The organism is Amycolatopsis sp. 505 (genome assembly GCF_031625235.1).
Taxonomy (GTDB): Bacteria; Actinomycetota; Actinomycetes; order Mycobacteriales; family Pseudonocardiaceae; genus Amycolatopsis.
The window spans coordinates 772,634-788,036 of the sequence record NZ_JACKQP010000003.1; the positions used below are offsets into that span (position 1 = coordinate 772,634).

The window sequence follows — 15,403 nt, forward strand, 5'->3', positions numbered from 1 at the left end:
CTCCAGCTTGAGGAGCCGATCGTGTCCCAGTCGCCCCCCGTTTCCCCCGTGGCCGCCTCCCGCGTGGTGGTACCGGCGGGCACTACGGCGGGCGCGGCGGTCCGCGAAGCCGGTCTGCCGACCAAGGGCGCGGAGACGATCGTCGTCGTCCGCGACGCCGACGGGAAGCTGCGCGACCTCGCCTGGGCGCCGGAAGCCGACGCCGAGGTCGAGCCGGTCGCCGCGAACACCGAGGACGGCCGCAGCGTCATCCGCCATTCGGCCGCGCACGTGCTCGCCCAGGCCGTGCAGCAGCAGTTCCCGGACGCCAAGCTGGGCATCGGCCCGCCGGTCAAGGACGGCTTCTACTACGACTTCGCCGTCGACAAGCCGTTCACCCCGGAGGACCTGCAGGCGCTCGAAAAGCGCATGAAGCAGATCGTGAAGGGTGCCCAGCAGTTCTCGCGGCGCGTGTTCGACTCCGTCGACGAGGCCAAGAAAGAGCTCGCCGACGAGCCGTTCAAGCTCGAGCTCGTCGACCTCAAGTCCGAAGTGGACACCGCCGAGGTGATGGAGGTCGGCGAGGGCGAACTCACCATTTACGACAATCTCGACCCGCGCACCAAGGAACGTGTCTGGAGTGACCTCTGCCGCGGCCCGCACGTGCCGACGACGAAGTTCATCCCGGCGTTCACGCTCACCCGCGTCGCCGCCGCGTACTGGCGGGGTAGTGAAAAGAACCCGCAGCTGCAGCGGATCTACGGCACGGCGTGGGAGTCGGCCGAGGCGCAGGACGCCTACCTCGAGCGCATCGCCGAGGCCGAGCGCCGCGACCACCGCAAGCTCGGCGCCGAGCTGGACCTGTTCTCCTTCCCCGAGGAGATCGGCTCGGGTCTTCCGGTGTTCCACCCCAAGGGCGGCATCATTCGCCGGGAGCTGGAGAACTACTCGCGCCGCCGCCACGAGGAGGCCGGCTACGAGTTCGTGAACACCCCGCACATCAGCAAGGGCGAGCTGTTCCACACCTCCGGCCACCTGCCCTACTACGCGGACACGATGTTCCCGCCGGTGCAGTTCGACGAGGAGAACTACTACCTCAAGGCGATGAACTGCCCGATGCACAACCTGATCTTCCGCTCGCGCGGGCGGTCCTACCGCGAGCTGCCGCTGCGGCTGTTCGAGTTCGGCACCGTCTACCGCTACGAGAAGTCCGGTGTGGTGCACGGCCTCACCCGCGTCCGCGGGCTGACGATGGACGACTCGCACATCTACTGCACCAAGGAGCAGATGCCGGGCGAGCTCAAGTCGCTGCTCAAGTTCGTCCTCGACCTGCTCGCCGACTACGGCCTCTCCGACTTCTACCTCGAGCTGTCCACCCGCGGTGACTCCGACAAGTTCATCGGCGAGGACTGGGAGTGGGAGGAGGCCACCGAAACGCTGCGGCAGGCGGCGATCGACTCCGGCCTCGAGCTGGTCCCGGACCCGGGTGGCGCGGCCTTCTACGGCCCGAAGATCTCGGTGCAGGCCAAGGACGCCATCGGCCGCACCTGGCAGATGTCGACCATCCAGCTGGACTTCAACCAGAACAAGCGGTTCGAGCTCGAGTACACCGCCCCGGATGGCTCGCGCCAGCGCCCGGTGATGATCCACCGCGCGCTGTTCGGCTCGATCGAGCGCTTCTTCGGCGTGCTGACCGAGCACTACGCGGGCGCGTTCCCGGCGTGGCTGTCGCCGGTGCAGGTGGTCGGCATCCCGATCACCGCCGACCAGGTGGAGTACCTGCAGGACGTCGAGAAGGCGTTGCGCGCCAAGGGGATCCGCGCCGAGGTCGACGCGAGCGACGACCGGATGCAGAAGAAGATCCGCACGCACACCACGCAGAAGGTGCCGTTCATGCTGCTGGCCGGCGCCAAGGACGTCGAGGCGGGCGCGGTGTCGTTCCGCTTCCGCGACGGTGGCCAGATCAACGGCGTGCCGGTGGAAAAGGCGGTCGAGGCCATCGCGGAGTGGGTCGCGCGCCGCGAAAACGCGTCGCCCTCGGCCGACGCGCTGGAGACGGTCGTTCGGTGAGCGACGGTCCCGAGTTCGTCGAGCAGCAGGGCATCGGGGTCCAGGACGCGTTCCAGCGTCTCTGGACCCCGCACCGGATGGCCTACATCAAGGGCCAGGACAAGCCGGACGACGACGGCGACACCGGCTGCCCGTTCTGCCGGATCCCATCGCTGGACGACAAAACCGGCCTGATCGTCGCGCGCGGTGAGCTCGTGTTCGCGGTGCTGAACCTGTACCCGTACAACCCGGGGCACCTGATGGTGGTGCCGTACCGGCACGTCGCGGACTACACCGAGCTGACGGCGGAAGAGACGCGCGAGGTCGCCGAGTTCACCCAGCACGCGATGAAGGTGATCCGCGAGGTGTCCGGCGCGCACGGGTTCAACATCGGGCTGAACCAGGGGCACATCGCGGGTGCGGGGATCGCCGCGCACCTGCACCAGCACCTGGTGCCGCGGTGGGGCGGGGACGCGAACTTCATGCCGATCATCGGGCAGACGAAGGTGCTCCCGCAGCTGCTGGGAGAGACGCGGGACTTGCTGGCCGACGCCTGGTAGGAGCGTTGTCCGGACCATGGTCCGACCGGGGAAAACTCCTGATTGAGTGTTCAACCGAGAGTATGATGGGGTCATGTCCGGAACCCGATGGCTCAGCGACGACGAACAGCGCGTCTGGCGTGAGTTCAACGCGGCCACCCGCATGCTCAGCGCGCACCTCGAAGCTCAGCTGCAGCACGACTCGGGCATGCCGCACACCTATTACGAAGTCCTCGTCGCCCTGTCCGAAGCGCCCGGCCGCCGGCTGCGGATGAGCGAGCTCGCCGATGCCCGGCAGGCGTCCCGCAGCCGCCTTTCGCACGCCGTCGCGCGGCTGGAGGCCAATGGGTGGGTGCGGCGCGAGGCCTGCCCGACCGACAAGCGCGGCGCCTGGGCGGTGCTCACCGACACCGGCTTCGCCGCGCTCGAGGCGGCCGCGCCGGGCCACGTCGAGGCCGTCCGGGAAAGCCTGTTCGACCCGCTGACGCCGGAGCAGGTGACGGCGCTCGGCGAGATCAGCGCCGCGATCCGCCGTCAGCTCTCGCCGAAGTGCGCCGCCGCCGCGGCCGCCGAAGCGGCGCGGGAGCACGAGGGCGAGCTCACGAAATCGGGCTGACCCGGGGCGGCGCGTCGGGTTCGCCGAGGCGGGTGGATAGGCTGCATTCGCCCACCCGACCCTCGTAGCCAGGTGCCTCGACGAACCGATGCTCAATATCTTCGCGCGTGCCTCCGTCTCCCGCGTCACCGATCCGATCGGCCAGGCGCTGGTCCGCGCCGGGTTGACCCCCAACGTGATGACCGTGCTCGGCACCGCCGGCGCGGTCGTCTGCGCGCTGGCCTTCTTCCCGACCGACCACCTGCTGTGGGGCACCTTCACGGTGTGGGGCTTCGCCATGCTCGACCTGCTCGACGGCGCGATGGCCCGCGCCCGCGGCTACGGCACCCCGTTCGGCGCCGTGCTCGACGCGACCTGCGACAGGCTGGTCGACGGCGCGCTGTTCGCCGCCATCGCCTGGTGGTGCTTCGTCGTCGACGACAACCGGCCGGCCGCCGCCGCGGCCCTGCTGTGCCTGGTGCTCGCCCAGGTCATCTCCTACGTCAAGGCCCGCGCGGACGCCTCCGGCCTGCCGGTCGACGGCGGGCTCGTCGAGCGCGCGGAGCGGCTGATCATCGCCCTGGTCGGCACCGGCCTGCACGGCTTCGGCATCCCGTACACCGTAGACGTGACGCTCTGGCTGCTCGCGGTGCTCTCGGTGATCACGCTGCTGCAGCGGACGGCTGCGGTGGCGAAGGCGGCCCGCGAGGCCGCCGCCGGGGAGCAGCCGGCATGAGCAAGCTGTCAGAGCGGTTGAGCGCCTTCGGCTACGCGGCCGGGTGGAAGCTCGCCGGCTGGCTGCCCGCCGGGTTCGGCGGCACGGTGTTCTCGCTCGGCGCGGACCTCGCCGTCCGCCGCGACGGCGGGGGAGTGCGGCAGCTGCGCGCGAACCTCGCCCGCGTGGTCCCGCAGGCCGACCAGGTCGAGCTCGACGAGCTCACCCGGCGTGCGATGCGCTCCTACGCGCGGTACTGGCACGAGACGTTCCGGCTGCCGTCGATGGACCACAAGGAGGTCAGCACCAAGGTCGCGGCGTCGATCACCGGCGTGGAGAACCTCGACGCGGCGCTGGCCGAGGGCAACGGCGCGGTGATGGCGCTGCCGCACAGCGGCAACTGGGACGTCGCCGGCGTCTGGCTGGCCGACTACCTCGGCGGGTTCACCACCGTGGCCGAACGGCTGAAGCCCGAATCGCTCTACCGCCGGTTCGTCGAATACCGGGAGTCGCTCGGCTTCGAGATCGTCCCCCTCACGGGTGACAGCTCGGCGATGCGCGTGCTGCTGAAGCGCCTGCGCGAGAACAAGGCCGTCTGCCTGGTCGGCGACCGCGACCTGACCACCAGCGGTATCCCGGTGAAGTTCTTCGGCGAGAAGGCCCGCTTCCCCGGCGGCCCGGCGCGGCTGGCCGCGACGACCGGGGCCGCGCTGATCCCGGCCGGCTGCTGGTTCACCGAGGACGGCTGGCAGATCCGGCTGCACCCGCGCATCCGCGTCACCGCGCGCGCCGAGGTCCCGGCCGCGACCCAGGCCCTGGCGGACATCTTCGCCGGCGACATCGCCGCGCACCCGGCCGACTGGCACATGGTGCAGAAGTTCTGGCCCGCCGACCTCGAGGCCGCCGAGCAGGCAAGCCTCGAAGAAGCGAGCTGAGCGGTGGCCACGCGGCCGATGCGGGTCGGGATCGTGTGCCCCTACTCCTTCGACGTGCCGGGCGGGGTCCAGGGGCACGTCATCGACCTGACGAAGGCGCTGCTCGCGCGCGGGCACCAGGTGTCCGTGCTGGCGCCCGCGGACGAGGACGCGGAGCTGCCCGAGTTCGTGCACCCGGCGGGCAAGGCGCTCGGGATCCCGTACAACGGCTCGGTCGCCCGGCTGCAGTTCGGCCCGGTGTCCTACGCGCGGGTGCGGCGCTGGATCCGCGAAGGCGACTTCGACGTTCTGCACCTGCACGAGCCGGCCGCGCCGAGCCTGTCGCTGCTGGCGCTGCTGATCGCCGACGGCCCGATCGTGGCGACCTTCCACACCGCGACCACGCGCTCGCGCACGCTGTCGGCGTTCCAGCCGGTGCTGCGGCCGCTGCTGGAGAAGATCACCGCGCGGATCGCGGTGTCCGCGCTGGCCCGCCGCGTCCAGGTCGAGCACGCGGGCGGTGACGCCGTCGAGATCCCGAACGGTGTCGACGTCGAGTTCTTCTCCTCGGCCGTTCCGCTGCCGGGCTACCCGCGGGCCGGCGGCACGGTCGGCTTCGTCGGCCGGTTCGGCGAGCCGCGCAAGGGCATGGGCGTGCTGCTGGAAGCGCTGCGGCGGATGCTGCCGGAGTTCGAGGACCTGCGGCTGGTCGTGGTCGGCCGCGGTGACGACGACCAGCTGCGCCGTGACGCCGGCCCGGAGCTGGCTCCGCACCTGGAGCTGCTCGGCCAGGTCGACGACGCCACGAAGGCCCAGGCGCTGCGCAGCGTCGACGTCTACTGCGCGCCCAACACCGGCGGCGAGAGCTTCGGGATGATCCTCACCGAGGCGATGGCGGCCGGGACCCCGGTGCTGGCCAGTGGGCTCGACTCGTTCCGGCGGGTGCTCGACGACGGCCGCGCCGGGCTACTGGTCGAGACCGGTGACCCGGCGGCACTCGCGGACGGGCTGCGCGAACTGCTCGGCGATCCGGCGCGCCGGGCGTCGCTGGCCGCGGCGGCCGGGGAACGCGTCACGATGTACGACTGGTCGGTGGTGGCCACGCAGGTGCTGCGCGTCTACGAGACGGCCGTCGCCGCCGACCCGCGGCGGGTCGCGGCCACGGCGGAGCGGGAGCTCGCCCGGTGAGCGTGCTCGGCTGGCTCCTCCCGCTGCTCGCGTTGATCGTGCTCCTGGGCGGGCTCTTCCTGGTGGCGACGGCGAACCGGCTCGACCGGCTGCACGTCCGCACGGACGCCGGCTGGGCCGCGCTGGACGCGGCGTTGGCACGGCGGGCCGTGGTGGCGCGCGCGGTCGCTTCGGTGCTGGGCTCCCCGGGCCTGCGGACGTCGGCGGAACGCGCCGAGGCGGCGCCGCGGGCCGAGCGCGAAGCCGCGGAGAACGAGCTGACGCTGGAGCTGGGCCGCATCGACCGGGCGGGCCTGCCGGCCGAGCTGGCCGAGGAGCTGACCGACGCCGAGCACCGGGTGGTGATCGCCCGCCGCGTCCACAACGACGCCGTCCGCGACACGCTGCGGCTGCGGCGGCGGCGGAAGGTGCGGTACTTCCGCCTCGCGGGGACCGCGCCGCTGCCGGAGTACTTCGAATTCGCGGAGCCGGAGGTCTGACGTGTGGTGGGTGGTCGTCGAGGAGCAGCGCGGCGGCGGGGACGCGCGCGCCTGGAACGTCACGAAGACGAAGCCGGCGGGCGGCGATCGCGAGCAGGCCGACGCGGTGGCGCGGAGCCTGGCGTTCTCGCACGAGCCGGTGCACCCGTCGAAGGTGACGGAGCGGAAGGTGCTGCAGGTCGCCGACGGGTATCTGGTGATCGCGTCCGGCCCTACGGCTAAGTTCCACTTCCGTGTGACACTTGGCCAGAGTGTGGTGGCGCCGTGACCTGGTGGGTGGTCGTCGAGGAGCAGCGCACCTCGGAGCGGCACTGGGCGCTGTCGGAGCGGTTTTCCCATCCCGACCAGGAAACCGCCGAGGCGGAGGCGCTGCGGCTGGCGCGCGAGTACCAGCCCGCCTACCCGTGGTCGCCCAAGTCGCGGACGGTGCTGCGGGGCCCGGGCGGGTACGTGGTGATCGTCGAAGGCCGGACGTCGACGTTCCACTTCCGGCTGAGCGTGCTCGAAGAACTCTGAAACCTCCGGCGGCGCGGCCGCGTCGGAGGGGCATGAGTACGTGGTGGGTGGTCATCGAAGAGCAGGGCGGCGCGGGCGACGGCCGCGGCTGGGGCGTCGCCGACGCGGCGGGGTACGCCGACCGCGACACCGCGTTCGGCGAGGCGCACCTGCTGGCGAAGCAGCACCGGCCGCCTCGGCCGTCGTCGCCGCAGAAGCGGGTCGTGCTGCGGGTGAGCGACGGGTACCTGGTGCTGGTCAAGGGCAAGACCGACGTCTGGCAGTTCCGCGTGACGGTGGGCGAGCAGGCCGGCGGCTGACACACTGGGCGGCATGAGCGAAACCTGCGACGTCGCCCACGGCACGGCTCCGGCCGACCCGGGGTTGCGGACCCTGGTGGCGGTGTTCGCGTCGCCGGTGTCGCGGTCCCTGCTGAAGTTCGCGAAGGAGCTCGGCTACCACGTGGCGCTGTTCGAGCCCGATCCCGCGCGCGTCACCGACGTGCCCGAGGGCATCGACGCGGACACCGTGCTGCCGCCGCTCGACGCGTCCGCCGACGTGGTCGTGACCGACCACCACCGGCCGGAGCTGGGGCAGGTGCTCAAGGCCGCGCTCGAAGGCGAGCCGCGCTGGGTGGGCGTGCTCGGCAACCCGCGTCACCCCGGCCCGCACCTCGCCGCCCTGCAGGGGCTGGGCGTGCCGGAGTCCGACATCGCCCGCGTCCACCGCCCGGTCGGGCTCAACATCGGCTCCCGCACCCCGCCCGAGATCGCCCTGGCGACCTTGGCGGGCCTCATCGCCGACCGCAACAACCGCCCCGGCGGCTTCGACTTCGCCTCCTAGCCGTACCCAGCCGGACGACACGCGTACCCAGCCGGACGACACGGCGGGTGGCCCGGGCTTCGCCGTGTCGTCCGGCCAGGTACGGCTAGTGGACCGCCATTCCCTCCGGCATCGGCTCGAACCGCGCGTGGCGGCGGGTGAACGTCGCCGTGCCCGAGGTCATCGAACGCAGGTCGATCAGGTACCGCACCAGTTCCGTGGCCGGGACCTCCGCGCGGATCACCGTCCGGCCGCCTTCGCCCGCCTCGGTGCCCAGCACGCGGCCGCGGCGGGAGGACAGGTCGCCGAGGACCGTGCCGAGGTGCTCGTCCGGCAGCCGGATCGCCACCTCCTCCAAGGGTTCCAGCATCGTGATGTGCCCGTTCGCCGCGGCCTCCCGCAAGGCCAGGGCGCCCGCCGTCTGGAACGCCGCGTCCGACGAATCCACGCTGTGGGCCTTGCCGTCCACCAGGGTCACCTTGACGTCGACGACCGGGTGGCCGTCGGCGAGGCCGCGCGCCAGCTGGGCCCGCACGCCCTTCTCCACGCTCGGGATGAACTGGTGCGGCACCGCGCCGCCGACGACCTTGTCCACGAACTGGAACCCGCCGCCGCGCGGCAGCGGCTCGACCTCGATGTCGCAGACGGCGAACTGGCCGTGCCCGCCGGACTGCTTGACGTGCCGCCCGTGGCCCTTGGCCGGCTTGCTGAACGTCGAGCGCAGGCTGATCTTCACCGGCTCGGTGTCGACGTCCGCGCCGCCCGCGCGCAGCCGCGAGAGCACGACGTCGGCGTGGGCCTCGCCCATGCACCACAGCACCAGCTGGCCGGTCTCGGCGTTGCGGTCCAGCCGCAGCGTCGGGTCGCCGGCGACCAGGCGGGACAGGTTGCGGGCCAGCGTGTCCTCGTCGCTGCGGGTCTTCGCGACCACCGCCACCGGCAGCAGCGGCTCCGGCATCGCCCACGGCTCCATCAGCAGCGGGTCGTCGGGGGAGGAGACGGTGTCGCCGGTCTCCGCCGAGCCGACCTTCGTCAGCGCGCAGAGGTCGCCCGCGACGCAGTAGGGCACCTCCCGCAGGGACGAACCGAGCGGCGAATACAGGTGGGCGACGCGCTCGTCGGCGTCGTGGTCCTCGTGACCGCGCTCGGCGAGGCCGTGCCCGGACACGTGCACCGGCCGCTCGGGCCGCAGCGTCCCGGAGAACACCCGGACGAGGGACACCCGGCCGACGTAGGAGTCCACCGCCGTCCGGACGACCTCCGCGGCGAGGGGGCCCGCGGGGTCGGCGGTGATCGCGGCGTGCTCGCCGCCGTCCGGCGTGGTGACGTCGGGTGGCCGGTGCTCCAGCGGGGAGGGGAACGCGCGGACGATGCCGTCGAGCACCTCGGCCAGGCCGATCCCGCTGGTCGAGCACACCGGGATGACGGGGTGGAAGGACCCGCGCGCGACCGCGGTCTCCAGGTCGGCGATGAGGGTGGCCTCCGCGATCTCCTCGCCGGCGAGGTAGCGGTCCATCAGGGACTCGTCCTCGCTCTCGGCGATGATCCCTTCGATCAGCTCGTTGCGCGCCTCGGCCATCCGTTCCAGGTCGGCCGCGGCCGGCTCGCCGACCGTCGGCGGGTGCCCGCCGGAGTAGTCGAAGTAGCGCTGGGTGATCAGCCCGACCAGGCCGTCGCCCGCGGGCAGGTACAACGGCAGCACCCCGGCGCCGAACGCGGCCTGGCAGGCGGCGATCTCGGCCATCGCGTCGGCCCGGTGGTGGTCGAGCCGGGAGACGACGACCGCGCGCGGCATCCCGACCGCGGCGCACTCCTCCCACACCGCGACCGTCGCCGCGTCGACGCCCTCGGAGGCGGAGACGACGAACAGCGCCGCGTCGGCCGCCCGCAACCCCGCCCGCAGCTCCCCGACGAAGTCCGCGTACCCGGGCGTGTCGATCAGGTTGATCTTGTGGCCCTGGTGCAGCACCGGCGCGACCGAAAGGCCGACCGAGCGCTGCTGGCGGACCGCCGCCGGGTCGTGGTCGCACACCGTCGTGCCGTCGACCACCGAGCCCGCCCGCGGCACCGTGCCGGAAGCGGCGAGCAGGGCTTCGGCGAGGGTGGTCTTCCCGGAACCGGCCGGGCCGACGAGCACGACGTTGCGGACCTTGGCGGGGTCGTCCACAGCGACGGCGGCCCCGGTGTCGGCGTTCTTGGCTTGTTTGTCTGCCATGACGACTCCTCGGCGAACGGCTGGTGTACGGGATGTGTCCTCGATCACACACCCGCTACCCTGGTCACGGCAAGGCAAGGCCTCCGGGACCAGCCGAATGCCCCGGGGGAAGTGCGGTGCGAGGGGGAGTGGCATGGACAGGCGGGCTTTTTTGCGCATTTCCGGGGCGGTGCCGGTGGCGGGCCTGGCGGGGTGGCCCCCGCCGGACGACTGGGAGTGGCTCCGGAAGCGGCTTTCGGGGCCGCTGTTCCGGCCCGGCGACCCGGGCTACCCGGAGGCCAAGCAGGGTTTCTTCACGATGTACGACGACCGGATGCCGGCCGCGGTCGTCGGCGCGGCGCGCGTCGAAGACGTCCAGGCCGCGGTCGGGTTCGCCGCCCGGCACGGGCTGCCGGTCGCCGCCCGCAGCGGCGGGCACAGCTACCCCGGCTATTCCACTGTGGACGGCGGGATCGTGGTGGACCTCAGCCGGTTTTCCGGCATCGACGTGCGCCCGGACGGCCGCGCGGCGATCGGGGCGGGCGCCCGGCTGGGGCCGATCGCGACGACGCTGGCCGCCCACGGCCGGGTCCTGCCGGCCGGCTCGTGCGAAACCGTCGGCATCGCCGGGCTCGCCCTCGGCGGCGGCGTCGGCCTGGTCGACCGCAAGCACGGGCTGACGTGCGACCACCTGGAGGCGGCGCGGATCGTCACCGCCGACGGCCGGGTCCGCACGGTGTCGAGGGCGGCCGAGCCGGACCTGTTCTGGGCGCTGCGCGGCGGGGGCGGCGGCAACTTCGGGATCGTCACCGGGTTCACCTTCTCGACCGTGCCGATCGCCGACGTCGTCACCTACAAGCTCACGTTCGCGGTGGGCACCCAGGCCGCGTTGCTGGCCGGCTGGCAGGAATGGCTGCCCGGGATGCCGGACGAGCTGTGGTCCGGGGTGAACATCGGCGCGGCGACCGCCGAGACCAGCGGGACGTTCCTGGGCACCGAGGCCCGGCTGAAGCCGCTGCTCGACGACCTCGTCCGCCGCGTGGGCACCGCTCCCGCCCAGCGGGAGGCGCGAATGCAGGACCACCTGAGCGCGCTGCGGTCGTTCGACGACCACGAGGCCCGGCCCGGGGCGGTCGCGGCGCGGGCGGCGTACGTCGGCACCTCGCGCATGCTGCGGCGGCCCGTCGACGACCCGGCCGCGGTCGTCGACGTGCTGACCCGGTCTCCGCGCGTCGGCACGCTCATCGACTCCGCCGGCGGGGCGATCGCCCGCGTCGGCGCCCGCGAGACGGCGTTCCCGCACCGGTCCGCCCTGGCGAGCTTCCAGTTCCTGCACGGTGCCGCGCCCGAAGACGGCGGCGAGGCCGAGGCCCGGCGCGCGCTGGCCGCCGTGCGCGACGGGCTGGGGCCCGAGTTCGGCACCACCGGGTACGTCAACTACCTCGACCCGGACATGCCGGACTGGGCGCAGGCGTACTACGGGGTGAACCTGCCGCGGCTGCGTGCCATCGCCCGGAAGTACGACCCGGACGGGGTTTTCGCCTTTCCGCAAGGGCTTTCCGGGCCCCGCTCGACCGTCCACATCGGAGCTACTTAGACTGCGCGGACTTCGTGCAGAGAGGCAGCGCGTGCTCGATCTGGCATTCTCCACAGAGGACCTGGCGCACACCCGGTTCGCGTTCTCCCCGGCCTGGGAGATCGTCGCGAGCGTCCGCGTCCTGAACGCCCCGGGGCAGCACGCGCTGCACCTGCCGTGGATCAAGCGCGCCACGGCGGCGCTGGCCGGAGCCGGCCTCGACATCGGGCTGCTGCGCGACCTCGTCCCGCTGCGGCACCTGCCCGGGTTCCTGGCCGGCACGCCGTCGACGCCGCTGCCGGAGCTGGCCGACGAGCTCGCCGACCTGCGGGACGTGCCCGCCCGCCTGGTCCGGCGCGAGCTCGACGCGATGGCGGGGCCGCGCTCGCCCGCGCTGACCCGCCTCCACCGCGAGCCGGAGGCGGGCCTGGACCGGCTCGCGACGCTGATGGAGCGGTACTGGCATCTCGTGCTGGCCCCCGACTGGCCGCGGATCCGCGCGCTGCTCGAGGCCGACGTGCTCTACCGGTCCCGGCTGCTGGCCCAGGGCGGCGCCGCCGAGCTGTTCAACGACCTCACGCCGCTGGTCCGCTGGCAGGACGGCACGCTCACGGTGGCGCACCGGCACCTGCACGCGGCCGTCCCGCTCGACGGGCGCGGCCTGGTGCTGGTGCCCTCGGCGTTCGTCTGGCCGCGGGTGTTCTCCAAGACCGACGCGCGCTGGCAGCCGGTGCTGCGCTACCCGCCGCGCGGGATCGCCACGCTCTGGGAGACCGGCACGGCCACCGCGCCCGGCGCGCTGGCCGCCGTGGTGGGCCGCGGCCGGGCGATGCTGCTGGCCGAGCTGGCCGCGCCGGCGTCCACCGCGGAGCTGGCCCGCCGGAGCGGGCTGAGCGCCGGGGCGGTGTCGCAGCACCTCGGCATACTCAACGCTGCGGGCCTGGTCAACCGGCATCGTGCGGGACGTCACGTGCTCTACGTGCGCACTTCGCTCGCGGAAGCCCTGGTCGCGGGCACCGGCGAAGTGGACTGCTGAGATACCCGCGTACTGGCCTTCTTGAAGGGTCCACCGCCGACCTACCCTCGGACTCGTCACCCCCTGTTCTCGTTGTGGAAAGGCCCCGTCGTGTCCGAGCAGCAGACCGTCCCCAGTGGCACCGTCCAGTCCGTCACCGGCACCGCCAAGGTGAAGCGCGGCATGGCCGAGATGCTCAAGGGCGGCGTGATCATGGACGTGGTCACCGCCGAGCAGGCCAAGATCGCCGAAGACGCCGGCGCGGTCGCGGTGATGGCCCTCGAGCGCGTGCCCGCCGACATCCGCGCCCAGGGCGGCGTCGCCCGGATGAGCGACCCCGACCTGATCGACGGCATCATCGAAGCCGTCTCGATCCCGGTGATGGCCAAGGCGCGCATCGGCCACTTCGTCGAGGCGCAGGTCCTGCAGTCCCTCGGCGTCGACTACGTCGACGAGTCCGAGGTCCTCACCCCGGCCGACTACGCCAACCACATCGACAAGTGGGCGTTCACGGTGCCCTTCGTCTGCGGCGCGACCAACCTCGGCGAAGCCCTGCGCCGCATCACCGAGGGCGCGGCGATGATCCGCTCCAAGGGCGAGGCCGGCACCGGCGACGTCTCCAACGCGACCACCCACATGCGCCAGATCCGGCAGGAGATCCGGCGGCTGACCTCCCTGCCGGAGGACGAGCTGTTCGTGGCGGCGAAGGAGTTGCAGGCGCCGTACGAGCTGGTGCGCGAGGTCGCGCAGGCCGGCAAGCTGCCGGTGGTGCTGTTCACCGCGGGCGGCATCGCCACCCCGGCCGACGCGGCGATGATGATGCAGCTCGGCGCCGAGGGCGTGTTCGTCGGCTCGGGCATCTTCAAGTCCGGCAACCCGGCCCAGCGCGCCGAGGCGATCGTCAAGGCGACGACGTTCTACGACGACCCGGACGTCCTGGCGAAGGTTTCGCGCGGCCTGGGCGAGGCGATGGTCGGCATCAACGTCGAGGAGCTCCCGGAGCCGCACCGCCTCGCCGAGCGCGGCTGGTAACGAGAGGATTCTGGTCCACGCCGCCGACGTGGCGGCGTGGACCCGGCCATCCGGTGGTGTAGGTGACTCTGCGCCCAGAGAATGGAGCCGTGGAACGGCGGATCGACTTCTCGCGCGATCGGCACATGCTGTGCGGGACCTGCGGCCATCGGTGGATCGTCGATCCCGACTGGGTCGAACGGTGGGAACACGGGCGGGAGGCATGCCGCGGCTGCGGCATGACGTGCGAGCACGAGGACTCGCCCCGGGTGACGGTCGACCCCGGCGACCCCGCACTCGACGACGAGCAGGTCGCGCGGCTCTTCTGGTACCACACCAGCACGCAGCCGGACTGGCCGGCGAGAGACTTCGATCCGGCAGCCGTCCTCACACCCGAGACCCGCACGGCGATGGGCGGCGATCGGCGTGTCTCAGACTGGGCCGCGCGCCAGCGCGCGAAGGCGCTGCACGTCGGCACGTACGAAGCCGCGGTCCAGAACATGCTGCGGCGGATCGGCGATCAGGGCGACCACGGTAAACAGTTCCATCTTTACCGGGGCCACCTGAAGCCGTCCGTCGTCGTGCGGGTGGACTGGCTCATCGATCCGAGCGACTTCGCCGGCGATGTGGTGCTGGCCGAGGTCTGCCCTCCCGGTGTCGACGTCGCCCGCTACCTCAACCATCACGAGGACCCCGGCGGACTCTCCCTCGCGCTGGGGCGGGACGCGATCGCCGAGGTCCAGCAGGTCGCCGTTCCGCTCCCGGAGGACTGGGACGCTGGCTGGGTCCGCGATGCCGTCACGGCTCTCGCCGACGCCTCCGACACTGCCGCACCGGCGATCGACGGACTGCGCCGATTCAGGCGGCCGCCCTCGCCGCGCGTTGTCCTGGGCCGTGAGCTCGGGGCGGCTCTGGCCGGCAGTCTGCCGGTCGGCCTTCAGTGCCAGTTCGCGCGGGCCGCGGTGTTCGACGAGGACGACGAACCGATGCGGTGGGCGCGCCGGACGAGTGGCCTCTTCCAGCTGATCCTGCATCCCGAGCGTGCGCTGTCGGCGCTCGACCAGCAAGAACGCCGACCGGTGTGAGCGTGGGCGCCGTGAGCCGGTCGACCTTCAGCGACCCAACGGAGCCGTGAACTGCTTGCTCGAGGAGGCCTGAAGGGTGCAGACCGCGGTGGACTTCCCGGCCAGCCAGGCCTTCGAGTCCGGGTAGAAGACGCCGAGGTCGGCCTCGACCGGCGGGCTGTACGCCGCCCCGAACTTGGCTGTGCGGCGGGCCTCGCAGGCGGTCTTCGCCTGCTTCTCGAGGTAGTCCTCGCCCGGGTACTCGCCCTTGAGGAAGCCGGTCAGCGGCACGGTGTCGAACACTTCGCCGTCGTGGGGCTTGGTGCAGTCGGCCTTCGTCGCGTCCAGGCCGTAGCCGTCCGGGGTGTTGTAGCACTCGCCGACCTTGAGTCCCACGATCGTGGGCGTCGTCCCCGTCGTCTTGGCCTTGTCGGTGATGTAGATGACGCCCGCGGTCAGCCCGCCCGCCCACAGCAGGCTCAGCACGATGCCGGCGATGGCCATGCCACGCCCCGACTGCCCGGTCCGGCCGATCTGGACCAGCGCCACGATCCCCAGGACCAGGGCGGGGATCAGGGACAGGCCGCAGAGGCCGAGGAGCCCGAGGATCAGCGACGCGGTCGCGAAGCCGTTCCGGCCCGTCGGCTTCGGCGCGGCCTGCACCCCGGGCATCCACTGCGGCGGGTTCGGCGGGTACTGGTCGGACATGGTTCCCCCTGCGTGATCGACATCGAGCGACGGTCAGTATGGACAAAACCGGGGGAAAGT

The 15,403-nt window shown here is 72.3% G+C and carries 17 protein-coding genes; 15 read left to right on the forward strand and 2 right to left on the reverse strand.

What is annotated here, in order from left to right; translation table 11 throughout:
• Nucleotides 1–21 precede the first annotated feature (21 nt).
• The 11 genes from thrS (at nt 22) to H5965_RS15215 (ending at nt 7,796) form a co-directional block, all read left to right on the forward strand.
• Nucleotides 22–2,049 (forward strand): threonine--tRNA ligase, encoded by a 2,028-nt coding sequence (thrS, locus tag H5965_RS15165; RefSeq protein ID WP_310970392.1) that lies wholly within the window; start codon nt 22–24, stop codon nt 2,047–2,049.
• Nucleotides 2,046–2,588, forward strand: coding sequence for an HIT domain-containing protein (locus H5965_RS15170; RefSeq protein ID WP_310970393.1), 543 nt, complete (start codon nt 2,046–2,048; stop codon nt 2,586–2,588). The genes thrS and H5965_RS15170 overlap by 4 nt, the downstream gene beginning before the upstream one ends.
• A gap of 73 nt (nt 2,589–2,661) precedes the next feature.
• Entirely contained in the window at nt 2,662–3,183 is a 522-nt protein-coding gene (locus tag H5965_RS15175) for a MarR family transcriptional regulator (RefSeq protein WP_310970394.1), read from the forward strand.
• 88 nt (nt 3,184–3,271) lie between these two features.
• Nucleotides 3,272–3,898, forward strand: coding sequence for a phosphatidylinositol phosphate synthase (gene pgsA / locus H5965_RS15180; RefSeq protein WP_310970395.1), 627 nt, complete (start codon nt 3,272–3,274; stop codon nt 3,896–3,898).
• Nucleotides 3,895–4,812, forward strand: coding sequence for a phosphatidylinositol mannoside acyltransferase (locus H5965_RS15185; RefSeq protein WP_310970396.1), 918 nt, complete (start codon nt 3,895–3,897; stop codon nt 4,810–4,812). The genes pgsA and H5965_RS15185 overlap by 4 nt, the downstream gene beginning before the upstream one ends.
• Nucleotides 4,813–4,830: 18 nt before the next feature.
• Entirely contained in the window at nt 4,831–5,979 is a 1,149-nt protein-coding gene (locus H5965_RS15190; protein WP_310970607.1) for a glycosyltransferase family 4 protein, read from the forward strand.
• A complete protein-coding gene (locus H5965_RS15195) occupies nt 5,976–6,458 on the forward strand; it encodes an NUDIX hydrolase (protein ID WP_310970397.1) in 483 nt (160 codons plus the stop codon). Before H5965_RS15190 ends, H5965_RS15195 begins: the two co-directional genes overlap by 4 nt.
• A 10-nt stretch (nt 6,459–6,468) precedes the next feature.
• Nucleotides 6,469–6,726 (forward strand): hypothetical protein, encoded by a 258-nt coding sequence (locus H5965_RS15200; RefSeq protein WP_310970398.1) that lies wholly within the window; start codon nt 6,469–6,471, stop codon nt 6,724–6,726.
• Nucleotides 6,723–6,974 carry a hypothetical protein gene (locus tag H5965_RS15205; protein WP_310970399.1) on the forward strand — a complete coding sequence of 84 codons (252 nt, stop codon included), beginning with the start codon at nt 6,723–6,725 and terminating at the stop codon, nt 6,972–6,974. Before H5965_RS15200 ends, H5965_RS15205 begins: the two co-directional genes overlap by 4 nt.
• Nucleotides 6,975–7,006: 32 nt before the next feature.
• On the forward strand, nt 7,007–7,273 hold the full coding sequence (locus H5965_RS15210) for a hypothetical protein (protein ID WP_310970400.1): 267 nt from the start codon (nt 7,007–7,009) through the stop codon (nt 7,271–7,273).
• 13 nt (nt 7,274–7,286) lie between these two features.
• Nucleotides 7,287–7,796 carry an XdhC family protein gene (locus H5965_RS15215; protein WP_310970401.1) on the forward strand — a complete coding sequence of 170 codons (510 nt, stop codon included), beginning with the start codon at nt 7,287–7,289 and terminating at the stop codon, nt 7,794–7,796.
• A gap of 85 nt (nt 7,797–7,881) precedes the next feature.
• Here the strand turns inward: H5965_RS15215 and H5965_RS15220 are convergent, their stop codons facing one another.
• On the reverse strand, nt 7,882–9,990 hold the full coding sequence (locus H5965_RS15220; RefSeq protein WP_310970402.1) for an elongation factor G-like protein EF-G2: 2,109 nt from the start codon (nt 9,988–9,990) through the stop codon (nt 7,882–7,884).
• Between the two features lie 133 nt (nt 9,991–10,123).
• On the opposite strand from H5965_RS15220, the gene H5965_RS15225 reads away from it, so the two are divergent.
• The 4 genes from H5965_RS15225 to H5965_RS15240 all read left to right on the forward strand — a co-directional run bounded on the left by H5965_RS15225 (nt 10,124) and on the right by H5965_RS15240 (nt 14,656).
• Entirely contained in the window at nt 10,124–11,566 is a 1,443-nt protein-coding gene (locus H5965_RS15225) for an FAD-binding oxidoreductase (RefSeq protein WP_310970403.1), read from the forward strand.
• A 31-nt stretch (nt 11,567–11,597) separates the two neighbouring features.
• Nucleotides 11,598–12,581, forward strand: a complete 984-nt coding sequence (locus H5965_RS15230) for a DUF5937 family protein (protein WP_310970404.1) — start codon at nt 11,598–11,600, stop codon at nt 12,579–12,581.
• Between the two features lie 90 nt (nt 12,582–12,671).
• Nucleotides 12,672–13,592, forward strand: a complete 921-nt coding sequence (pdxS, locus tag H5965_RS15235) for a pyridoxal 5'-phosphate synthase lyase subunit PdxS (protein WP_310970405.1) — start codon at nt 12,672–12,674, stop codon at nt 13,590–13,592.
• A gap of 89 nt (nt 13,593–13,681) precedes the next feature.
• On the forward strand, nt 13,682–14,656 hold the full coding sequence (locus tag H5965_RS15240) for a hypothetical protein (RefSeq protein WP_310970406.1): 975 nt from the start codon (nt 13,682–13,684) through the stop codon (nt 14,654–14,656).
• Between the two features lie 27 nt (nt 14,657–14,683).
• Here the strand turns inward: H5965_RS15240 and H5965_RS15245 are convergent, their stop codons facing one another.
• The gene (locus tag H5965_RS15245; RefSeq protein ID WP_310970407.1) at nt 14,684–15,343 is read right to left on the reverse strand and encodes a DUF4190 domain-containing protein; all 660 of its coding nucleotides are present in this window, start codon (nt 15,341–15,343) and stop codon (nt 14,684–14,686) included.
• Between the last annotated feature and the right edge of the window lie 60 nt (nt 15,344–15,403).

Coding starts and splice junctions, on each gene's coding strand:
- H5965_RS15185 (WP_310970396.1), top strand. CDS start 3,895: ATGAGCAAGCTGTCAGAGCGGTTGAGCGCCTTCGGCTACGCGGCCGGG.
- H5965_RS15175 (WP_310970394.1), top strand. CDS start 2,662: ATGTCCGGAACCCGATGGCTCAGCGACGACGAACAGCGCGTCTGGCGT.
- H5965_RS15210 (WP_310970400.1), top strand. CDS start 7,007: ATGAGTACGTGGTGGGTGGTCATCGAAGAGCAGGGCGGCGCGGGCGAC.
- H5965_RS15215 (WP_310970401.1), top strand. CDS start 7,287: ATGAGCGAAACCTGCGACGTCGCCCACGGCACGGCTCCGGCCGACCCG.
- H5965_RS15220 (WP_310970402.1), bottom strand. CDS start 9,990: ATGGCAGACAAACAAGCCAAGAACGCCGACACCGGGGCCGCCGTCGCT.
- H5965_RS15190 (WP_310970607.1), top strand. CDS start 4,831: ATGCGGGTCGGGATCGTGTGCCCCTACTCCTTCGACGTGCCGGGCGGG.
- H5965_RS15245 (WP_310970407.1), bottom strand. CDS start 15,343: ATGTCCGACCAGTACCCGCCGAACCCGCCGCAGTGGATGCCCGGGGTG.
- H5965_RS15225 (WP_310970403.1), top strand. CDS start 10,124: ATGGACAGGCGGGCTTTTTTGCGCATTTCCGGGGCGGTGCCGGTGGCG.
- pgsA (WP_310970395.1), top strand. CDS start 3,272: ATGCTCAATATCTTCGCGCGTGCCTCCGTCTCCCGCGTCACCGATCCG.